The sequence below is a fragment of the Vibrio sp. 10N.222.52.C12 genome (assembly GCF_041474215.1).
Classification (GTDB): Bacteria; Pseudomonadota; Gammaproteobacteria; order Enterobacterales; family Vibrionaceae; genus Vibrio; species Vibrio crassostreae_C.
The window spans coordinates 1-8,687 of the sequence record NZ_JBFRTR010000083.1 but is presented as its reverse complement, the minus strand read 5'-3'; the positions used below and the strand labels follow the sequence as shown (position 1 = coordinate 8,687).

At 42.2% G+C, this 8,687-nt stretch carries 6 protein-coding genes; 3 read left to right on the top strand and 3 right to left on the bottom strand.

Annotated elements, in window-relative coordinates; all coding sequences use genetic code 11:
* Positions 1-411: 411 nt before the first annotated feature.
* Positions 412-2,019, top strand: a complete 1,608-nt coding sequence (locus tag AB4623_RS15690; protein WP_372146833.1) for a BCCT family transporter — start codon at positions 412-414, stop codon at positions 2,017-2,019.
* Between the two features lie 205 nt (positions 2,020-2,224).
* On the opposite strand, the gene AB4623_RS15685 is transcribed toward AB4623_RS15690, so the two are convergent.
* The gene (locus AB4623_RS15685) at positions 2,225-3,151 is read right to left on the bottom strand and encodes a M14 family metallocarboxypeptidase (protein WP_017064294.1); all 927 of its coding nucleotides are present in this window, start codon (positions 3,149-3,151) and stop codon (positions 2,225-2,227) included.
* A 175-nt stretch (positions 3,152-3,326) separates the two neighbouring features.
* On the opposite strand from AB4623_RS15685, the gene AB4623_RS15680 reads away from it, so the two are divergent.
* Entirely contained in the window at positions 3,327-4,232 is a 906-nt protein-coding gene (locus tag AB4623_RS15680) for a DUF808 domain-containing protein (protein ID WP_372146831.1), read from the top strand.
* Between the two features lie 117 nt (positions 4,233-4,349).
* Here AB4623_RS15680 and pyrC read toward each other — a convergent pair whose 3' ends face one another.
* The gene (gene pyrC, locus AB4623_RS15675) at positions 4,350-5,378 is read right to left on the bottom strand and encodes a dihydroorotase (RefSeq protein ID WP_372146829.1); all 1,029 of its coding nucleotides are present in this window, start codon (positions 5,376-5,378) and stop codon (positions 4,350-4,352) included.
* Between the two features lie 192 nt (positions 5,379-5,570).
* Entirely contained in the window at positions 5,571-5,729 is a 159-nt protein-coding gene (locus AB4623_RS15670; RefSeq protein WP_017059962.1) for a YqaE/Pmp3 family membrane protein, read from the bottom strand.
* Between the two features lie 369 nt (positions 5,730-6,098).
* Between AB4623_RS15670 and AB4623_RS15665 the strand changes: the two genes are divergently transcribed.
* The gene (locus AB4623_RS15665) at positions 6,099-8,423 is read left to right on the top strand and encodes an adhesion domain-containing protein (protein ID WP_102427975.1); all 2,325 of its coding nucleotides are present in this window, start codon (positions 6,099-6,101) and stop codon (positions 8,421-8,423) included.
* Positions 8,424-8,687 lie beyond the last annotated feature (264 nt).

Below are 8,687 nucleotides of genomic sequence, written 5' to 3'. Positions count from 1 at the left end.
TTAACTGATCGGCATTACCCCTATAGCGGGGCTTTTTTGTTAGAGCTATAAATAAATTAGGCTGTTGTTGATTTTATCTTTAGAAAGTTTGAATGAGATTTTACAGTGCGTTATTTTTATTTAAAGTGCTGTATTTAAACATTTTTATTTGTTTATTTTATTCTGTTTTTATTGGCTTAACTATCACTATTGACGGTGGTTTGGGTGACTATTGAGCTAAAACTCAGTCAAAATGCTTTGAGCTGTGCTATAATCCGCGCCTTGGGATTGAGCCAATAAGTCCATTTGTCACCAATCATTGTGATTTTTATCGCCTTTTTATTTAGGTGGTGCGGCGAGCCAATCAAGTAGTAATTGGATATGGAGAGCGTCCTTATATTCGTTAATTCGGATATGCGAACATCATAATTTATGAGTTTTAAATCAAAAAAATACAGTATTGATTCTACTGACTATCAAGTTGGTCAAGATAACGTCAGTAAATGGGGCATGGATGTCCATAACACAGTCTTCGTAGCCTCAGTAGGCTTATCTCTTCTCTTCATCATCACTCTTCTTGCTCTTCCTCCTGCAGATGCTAAAGCTGCAATTGATTCTATTAAGGGTGCTGCTCTATCAAAGTTTGACTTCCTGTTTATGTGGGGAGCTAACATCATGCTAGCGTTTGCTGTTGTTCTTGCTTTTTCACCGTTGGGTAAAATCCGTTTAGGTGGTGAAGACGCGACGGCGGACTATTCAATGTCATCTTGGATTGCGATGTTATTCGCAGCAGGTATGGGTATTGGACTTATCTTCTGGGGTGTTGCAGAGCCAACTGCATTCTTCACGAACTGGTTCGGAACGCCATTAGACGCAGAACCTTTCACAGCCGCTGGTCGTGAACTGGCGCTAGGCGCAACCGTATTCCACTGGGGTTTTCATGCATGGGCTATCTATGGCATGACGGCGCTTTGTCTAGCGTATTTTGTTTATAACAAAGGCTTGCCGCTATCTATGCGTTCTGTGTTTTACCCGATTCTGGGTGAACGAGTATGGGGCAAAACCGGTGATGTGATCGATGTACTGACGGTACTGGTTACATTGTTTGGTCTAGCGACTTCATTAGGCTTAGGTGGTACACAAGCAGCAAGTGGTATCAGCCATGTATTTGGCTTGGAAAACAACATTTTCCTTCAGCAATCTATTATCGTTCTGATCATGGGCTTGGCGATCATCTCTGTTCTACGTGGTATGGACGGTGGTGTTAAGTTCCTAAGTAACTTGAACATGGTTATTGCGTTCGTATTCCTTGGTCTTATCGCTGTACTGAACTTCACAACCGTGCTTGATTCTGTGGCAACGGCGGTGACGGGTTATGCGAATAACATCGTAGCTTTGAGCCAAAGCTCTGGTCGTGAAGACACAACATGGCTGCATGGTTGGACTGTGTTCTACTGGGCATGGTGGGTTGCGTATGCACCTTTCTTCGGCATGTTTGTAGCGCGTATTTCTAAAGGCCGTACGGTTCGTGAGTTTTTACTTTGCGTACTGATTATCCCAACATTGGTAACGTCGGCTTGGATGGCTATCTTCGGTGGCGTGGCTATCGAGCAGGTGATTAATCATGTAGGGCAACTTGGTCTCGACCAAGGCATCACAGACGTGTCTCTAAGCTTGTTCTACATGCTAGATGCTTACTCGTTCGGTAGTATTCTGTCGGTTCTCGCAGTCGCGCTGATCATCGTGTTCTTCGTTACAACGTTGGACTCAGGTTCTATCGTTATCGATGGCATGACGGCGGGTGGTAAATTAGAAGTGCCAGTGAAACAGAAAGTCGTTTGGGCGGTTATCTCAGGTGCTATCGCGATGGTGATGCTGTGGATTGGTGGTACTCAATCAATCCAAGCTCTGCAATCTATTACGATTATTGCAGCACTGCCGTTTACGATCATTCTTTTGATTGGTTGTGTGAGCTTGTTGAAAGGCCTACTGACAGAAGTCGGTAAAGGGCAAGAAACGGTTACTCCGGCCACTAAGTAAGTACCTCTAGATAGGAACTTACTCTAATCAGCAGATTCAAAGCTCCCTTGCACCGCGTGCAAGGGAGCTTTTTTATGCCGTAGAAGACATCAGCGAAAGAGAAACAAAAAAGAGCCACAAGTGAGTAGTCATTTGTGGCTCTTTTAGTTCTTGGCTCTTAGTTATTAGTCTAGGTGCCCGGTTCTAGCTATGAGCGGGTTTACGCTTACGCGTTCAATTCGTGCTGAATAACGTAATCCAAAGCACCAACAACAGCAGCAACTTGAGCATCATTACACTCTTCGTCTGTTACTTTGTCACTGTCTGGGTAAACCTCTGTGGTTGTACCGTACTTACAGTCAGTCACGCCGCCACATAAGCCAAGCTTCTTCATTGGGTAGTTGATCACGCCGTGTTGAGTGACGTCTGAACCAATGATCTTGCCTTCGTCATCCGCAGGCGCAATGTGGGTTACTTTTTCAACTGAAGCGATGACAGCAGCTTGGAATTCAGGTTGTGGGTTTTCAGTATCGCCAACAGTGTAGAAACCGTCTGGGATCATACCTTCGATGTACTCAATGCCATCACGAGCTGCGAGTGCAGGTCGGAATTCAGTTTCATCAGAGTCAGTCGTCTCATGCAGGTCAACGTGAACCAATACTTCTGGCAGAGACGCTACTAGAGCTCGTAGGTTTGCTGATTCTTCTGCTGGCGTACCGTCGTAGAAAGAGCGGTTTGGATCAACAGCATTTGGATTCCAGCGGTTGATCACTTCGTAGCCCCAAGGGCTCACACAAGGTGCGACAACAATGTTGAAGTGCGCCGTGTATTTTTCTGCTTGAGTCGCAGCGAATTTGATCGCGCCATGCACGCCACTGGTTTCGTAACCGTGAACACCACCTGTTACCAGAATCGTCGGCTTTGACTCGTCCCAGTTTTTGCTCTTGATAGCGAAGAGTGGGAAGCGAGCTTCGTCGTAGCTCAGTGCGCCGTATTGTTCGATGTCAAAGCGGTCTGCAAGTGCTTTAATCTTTGGTACAACTTCTTGCTGGTATTCACGCTTAACCGTTCGTTGAGCTAACCATGCTTCACGTTCTGCTTGTTGCCATTTTTGCCCTGGCTTACCAATCGGGTAGGTAGATTCACTTTTCATCAATACTTTTTCTTTTATGTTCGTGAAAGATTAAGACAGATTATTCCTGTCTAACAGAGACAGCAATAGAAAACACAACTTGTGACTTTATTTTTTACAGACTCATAACTTTGATGAGTGAATTGATGGTGTTACATTTTATTGATGGTTCAATTCTTTATAAAGAGACAACAAAATGGCTGGAGCAAGTTTACTAACACTGCTAGATGACATTGCAACCGTGTTGGATGATGTCGCATTGATGTCTAAGGTAGCCGCTAAAAAAACCGCAGGCGTATTAGGTGACGATTTAGCCCTTAACGCCCAGCAGGTATCCGGTGTTTCTGCTGAAAGAGAAATCCCAGTGGTATGGGCGGTCGCCAAAGGCTCATTTAAAAACAAGCTGATTTTGGTTCCGGCAGCACTATTGATCAGTGCATTCATTCCTTGGTTGATCATGCCACTACTGGTGATTGGTGGTCTGTTTCTTTGTTTTGAAGGGGCAGAGAAAATCTTAGAAAAGCTTTTTCCTCATGCTCATCAACACGAAGAGAAAGATGAGGAAAGCAGCTCGGGTGAATCTGTTGAAGAGTATGAGAAGAGAAAGGTAGCAGGCGCGATTCGGACTGACTTTATCTTATCTGCGGAAATCATTGTAATTGCGCTGGGTACCGTAACGGGTACAAGTATCGTGACTCAGATTCTTGTCGTAAGTTTGATAGCCGTTGTGATGACGATTGGTGTTTATGGCTTAGTGGCTGGGATCATTAAGCTGGATGATTTAGGTTTTTATCTCCAGCGCACATCGAATGGGAGTACCATTAAAACCAGATTGGGTAATGGGTTAGTCGCCTTTGCACCAAAGCTGATGAAGATGCTTGCGGTTGTCGGCACGGCTGCGATGTTCTTGGTTGGTGGCGGTATTGTGGTGCACAACGTTCCAGCAATTCATCACTTAATTGAACCGATTATTATGGATTTTAGTGGACATACGATTGCGACTGCGGTGGTACCAACGCTATTAAATGGTGTGATTGGGGTTTTATCTGGATTGATTGTCGTTGCTATTTGGACTGCTATCGGAAAAATTCGCGGTAAGTAATCGTTAAATTACTGCTGGGAATAAGACAGTCTTTTATCGAAACAAAAAAGGGTCACCATAATTACTATGGTGACCCTTTTCGCTAAATGGAGGGTGTTTATTTAACAGCCCAAGTGCTTATTTTACAGACCAAGCAATCGCCTCGCCGCCACGGATTGGCACAACGATGTCTGAACCGAAAGGCATCGTTTCAGCAACATTCCACTCTTCTTTAACGAGCGTAATTGTATCTGAGTTACGTGGCATGCCGTAGAAGTCTGGGCCATTGTGGCTCGCGAATGCTTCTAGGTTCTCAATCTTGCCTTCTAAATCGAATACTTCAGCGTACAGTTCAACCGCAGCGTGCGCTGTGTAAGAACCTGCACAACCACACGCTGACTCTTTTGCACCTTTAGCGTGTGGTGCAGAGTCTGTACCCAAGAAGAACTTCTTGCTACCGCTTGTTGCTGCTTCAATAAGTGCTAACTGGTGTGTGTTGCGCTTAAGGATAGGTAGGCAGTAGAAATGTGGCTTAATGCCGCCAACCAACATGTGGTTGCGGTTGTAAAGCAGGTGGTGAGCGGTGATAGTCGCAGCAACGTTGTCGTTCGCGTTCTTCACGAAAGTCGCAGCATCTGCAGTTGTGATGTGCTCTAGAACAATCTTCAGGTTAGGGAAGTCGTTCACAATCGGTGCAAGTACTGTGTCCAGGAACTGCTTCTCACGGTCAAAGATATCAACATCGTGAGTCGTTACTTCACCGTGTACCAAAAGTAGCATGCCAACTTCCTGCATTGCTTCTAGTACGTGGTAAATCTTTTGAGCAGAAGTTACGCCTGAATCAGAGTTTGTTGTTGCGCCAGCAGGGTATAGCTTCGCTGCTACAACAGCGCCAGATTCTTTCGCTTTACGAATTTCATCAGGTGTTGTGTTGTCTGTCAGGTAAAGTGCCATTAGAGGCTGGAATTGCTCGCTTGGCTGCTGTGCCATGATGCGTTCACGGTAAGCAAGAGCCATTTCGGTATCGGTTACCGGTGGGATCGTATTTGGCATGATTAACGCTCGACCATTGTAACGGCTGATATCGCGAACTGTATCTTTTAATACTTCGCCATCGCGTAGATGAACGTGCCAGTCGTCAGGACGAGTAATCGTAAGTTGTGTCATTGAAGGCTCCCACCATTTGAAGTGTTATGTAGTTGGAGCCTAAACTCGGCGAAATCTGTGAAAGCAATCGCTTACGTTTAGGCGACAGGATGATAGTGGAAAAGTACTTTCATTTCATCCTATTTTTAACTCTTCATGGCTAGGAGCTTGTTTTTATGGATATTTTATTCGGTATCTATTTGTTAATAAGGGTTAGCGGGTGGCTACCCACAGACCATGGATCATTCCTGGAACCCAGAAGAAGAAAGTAAGAATGATATTAATCACCAAATCTTTCCCGGCGCCACGAGCGAAGAACACGCCAACAGGCGGAAGCAGTACACATAAAATGATAATGACGAGTTTGTTCATGATAAATCCTTTTTATTCAATGAAGGTTCAATGCGATAACCGTGTTCAAATTATAGAACGTATGGCGAAAGCTAATGCATTGGTGTCTTTATGTATATAAGACAGCCGTTTAAACATCTCAAGATATTAGCTTAGTATCAAGTGTTTAATGCCTACCAGTTTATCTATTTATAACCAAATGCTTATAATCAGTATTCCCATCAAGATATACATTTAATCATTTGAAGTTTGGCCGTGATTTTATGACTAGGCATTTCCAAGAGTCAATTTTACATATTTGCTAAACATATCCAGTTACAAAAAGATAACATCGCAATCTAATGTAGCATTCGTATGCTACAAGGTTAAATTTTAAAAAGGTCAAACGATATGTTAGATGTGTTGCCAAAGAAGGCTAATTTGTTGCAGGTAGCTTTAATCTTGGCTGTTTCAGGTTGTAATGGTGATTCAGGAGTTGGTTCTACTTCGGGCCCAGATAGCCCAGATAGGCCAGATCAATCGAACGTACTTTACTCCGTTCAAGATACCATGCAGCACACTAAACCTCGTGAAACTTTTTATGTTGATCTCTCCAACAATATGGAAAGTTCTGATGGGACACCTGTTGCTCTGCTGAATGTTGAATCCCTTAATTCTGACTATCATTGCGATGTGGTTTCTAACGACCAAAATGGTTTTTATATTAAAGCAACGCAAGTAAACCTATGTGACTACCGATTTCGTGTTGGATCCTCTGTGTCAAGAATGTCAACAGCGATATCTTATGATGGCTATAGTGAGGCTACAGCTCGAATCGCTATAGCTGAAAACAGTGAACAATTAATACCCATATCATCTGCAACTTCAACTGGAACACCCATTTCGGTGAACGTGAAGGACGAGTTAGCAAATTTGGGGTACGAGGTCGACACGAGTCGCTATACACTTAGTATGACGCTAACTTTGCCTAATAGCGATTCAACGCTTTCATCAGCAGTATCTGATCCCGCGAATAACGTTATAGAGTATACTCCAGGTGCTGGACTTGAATCTGGAGTTGAGAGGGTTTTATATAGCTATAGTGATGGAGTAAATGTTCTTAGTGGTAGCCTGGATATTGCAGTTTCAACAACAGTAAATGGTGCTCCAATAGCTAACTCTACATATATACAGACATTTACCGATCCTGATACCTTAAAAATAGTGTCAGAAGTTCCATACGGGAAAACGGTCACAATTGACGTTTTGAGTCTCATTTCTGATCCTAATGGTGATTCATTACAATTAATTGATGTCTATGCTTACGATGCTGATGTTGCCATTATAGAAGATGCTAACTTAGATGGTAATCTGTTCAATGACACTATTTTCACGTTTACTACTTCTAATTCTGGCTATCACAATATCACTTACGTTGTCTCTGATAACAAAGGAGGCTTTGCCACCGGGATAATAAAGTTAAAATCCGAAGACTTATACCCGATAATTGTTTTTAATGAAGGCAATGTATATCAATCTGTTACTCCACCTTTAACTATGGAGCAGGCAGAAACTGCGAGTATTGAATTCGAAATAATAGGAACAGGAGATGGCACCAATGCCGTCGATAATGTAACAACCGTAGCGCATTCGAAAGGTGTTGCTGAAGCAATTTGTACTGCAAGAGGTGCTTTTTTACCGAATCAAGTAGATTTGCAAGAACTTTATGCTTGGAAGCCTGATGGTCAAATATTTACAGACTATAGATATCCAAATGACAAACCGTATTGGACTAGTGACCAGGTTGATGAAACTACCACAACACTAGTCAATCTATTTGATGGTTCAGTCACTGCTAGTAATAATGAAGAGGTAAATTATGTTCTTTGTACTAATACTGAGTATATCCCAGAAATCACCCCAGTATCTATCAGTTTAAATGGTGTGACTTCGATTCAACGTGACTTAGATGTAGATAAACATGAATTATATCAGGCGACTATAACTAACTCAATTGGCCAAATGGAACAAGTTCCAGCCGAATATGTCAATTGGACAGTAACTGAGTTGAACGTTACTACCTTTGATGAACATACAGGTATCTTGACAGCGTATTCTACCGCAAATACTGAACCTCAATTTAATGTTAATATTGAAGCTTGCTATGAATCATTTTGTGATAACTTGAACGTTACTTTATTCGCACCTTTGGGTATAACTTCATATGAAGGAAGTGAATTTCTTCCGTTGTTTACGAGAGAACAAGTACTCCGCTATAGTGATAATAATACTTCGATTTTTGCTCCGAATGATACTGACGATTATTCGTATTCGGTAATCAGAAGTTTTGGGTATAACGCAAATGACACGAACTTTATAGAGTCTGGATATGATAGCAGCCAGACTGAATATTACTGCTCATCAATAAACTTCGATGGTGGTGGGTGGAAAGAATTTGACTCGTCAACTATTGCACTTCGGTTTGCTGGCGCTTGGAATGCAGACCCTGCATATAAAGCCATAACTGTAGGTCGTATATATTCAAATTCCGATTACCAAGATGAGTTTTGGTTCCGAGGAAATGGTTTTCTCTATAAGTTTTACATTAATAATTACGCGGAACCAACTAGTGATAACGGTGGTATCACGTATTATAGAGGTCCTGAAGATACTCCTGAGGCCGACCAAAATTACTTTGGTAGCCAAGTACACGTTTTTTTATCATGCTATAGATGATAGTTATGAGTCTGTCTCCCTTTAAAGTAGGTTGAAAATCTTTAGTAAGCCAGTAGCGATGTTACTGGCATTTTTAATGCGAATTATTTACGTGTTATTGTCATGTTGATATTTATTAATTAATAACCGCAAGGTAAATTCTCCGTCTCACTCTATTTCCCCAACTAAAGACATCACTTGTAAATTAAACGCTAGATTATAATAACTTAGGTTACGATTTAGGTAGTTTAACTTGTGATGGTCATAATTAATATTATATAAAGC

Coding starts and splice junctions, on each gene's coding strand:
- AB4623_RS15690 (WP_372146833.1), top strand. CDS start 412: ATGAGTTTTAAATCAAAAAAATACAGTATTGATTCTACTGACTATCAA.
- AB4623_RS15685 (WP_017064294.1), bottom strand. CDS start 3,151: ATGAAAAGTGAATCTACCTACCCGATTGGTAAGCCAGGGCAAAAATGG.
- AB4623_RS15680 (WP_372146831.1), top strand. CDS start 3,327: ATGGCTGGAGCAAGTTTACTAACACTGCTAGATGACATTGCAACCGTG.
- pyrC (WP_372146829.1), bottom strand. CDS start 5,378: ATGACACAACTTACGATTACTCGTCCTGACGACTGGCACGTTCATCTA.
- AB4623_RS15670 (WP_017059962.1), bottom strand. CDS start 5,729: ATGAACAAACTCGTCATTATCATTTTATGTGTACTGCTTCCGCCTGTT.
- AB4623_RS15665 (WP_102427975.1), top strand. CDS start 6,099: ATGTTAGATGTGTTGCCAAAGAAGGCTAATTTGTTGCAGGTAGCTTTA.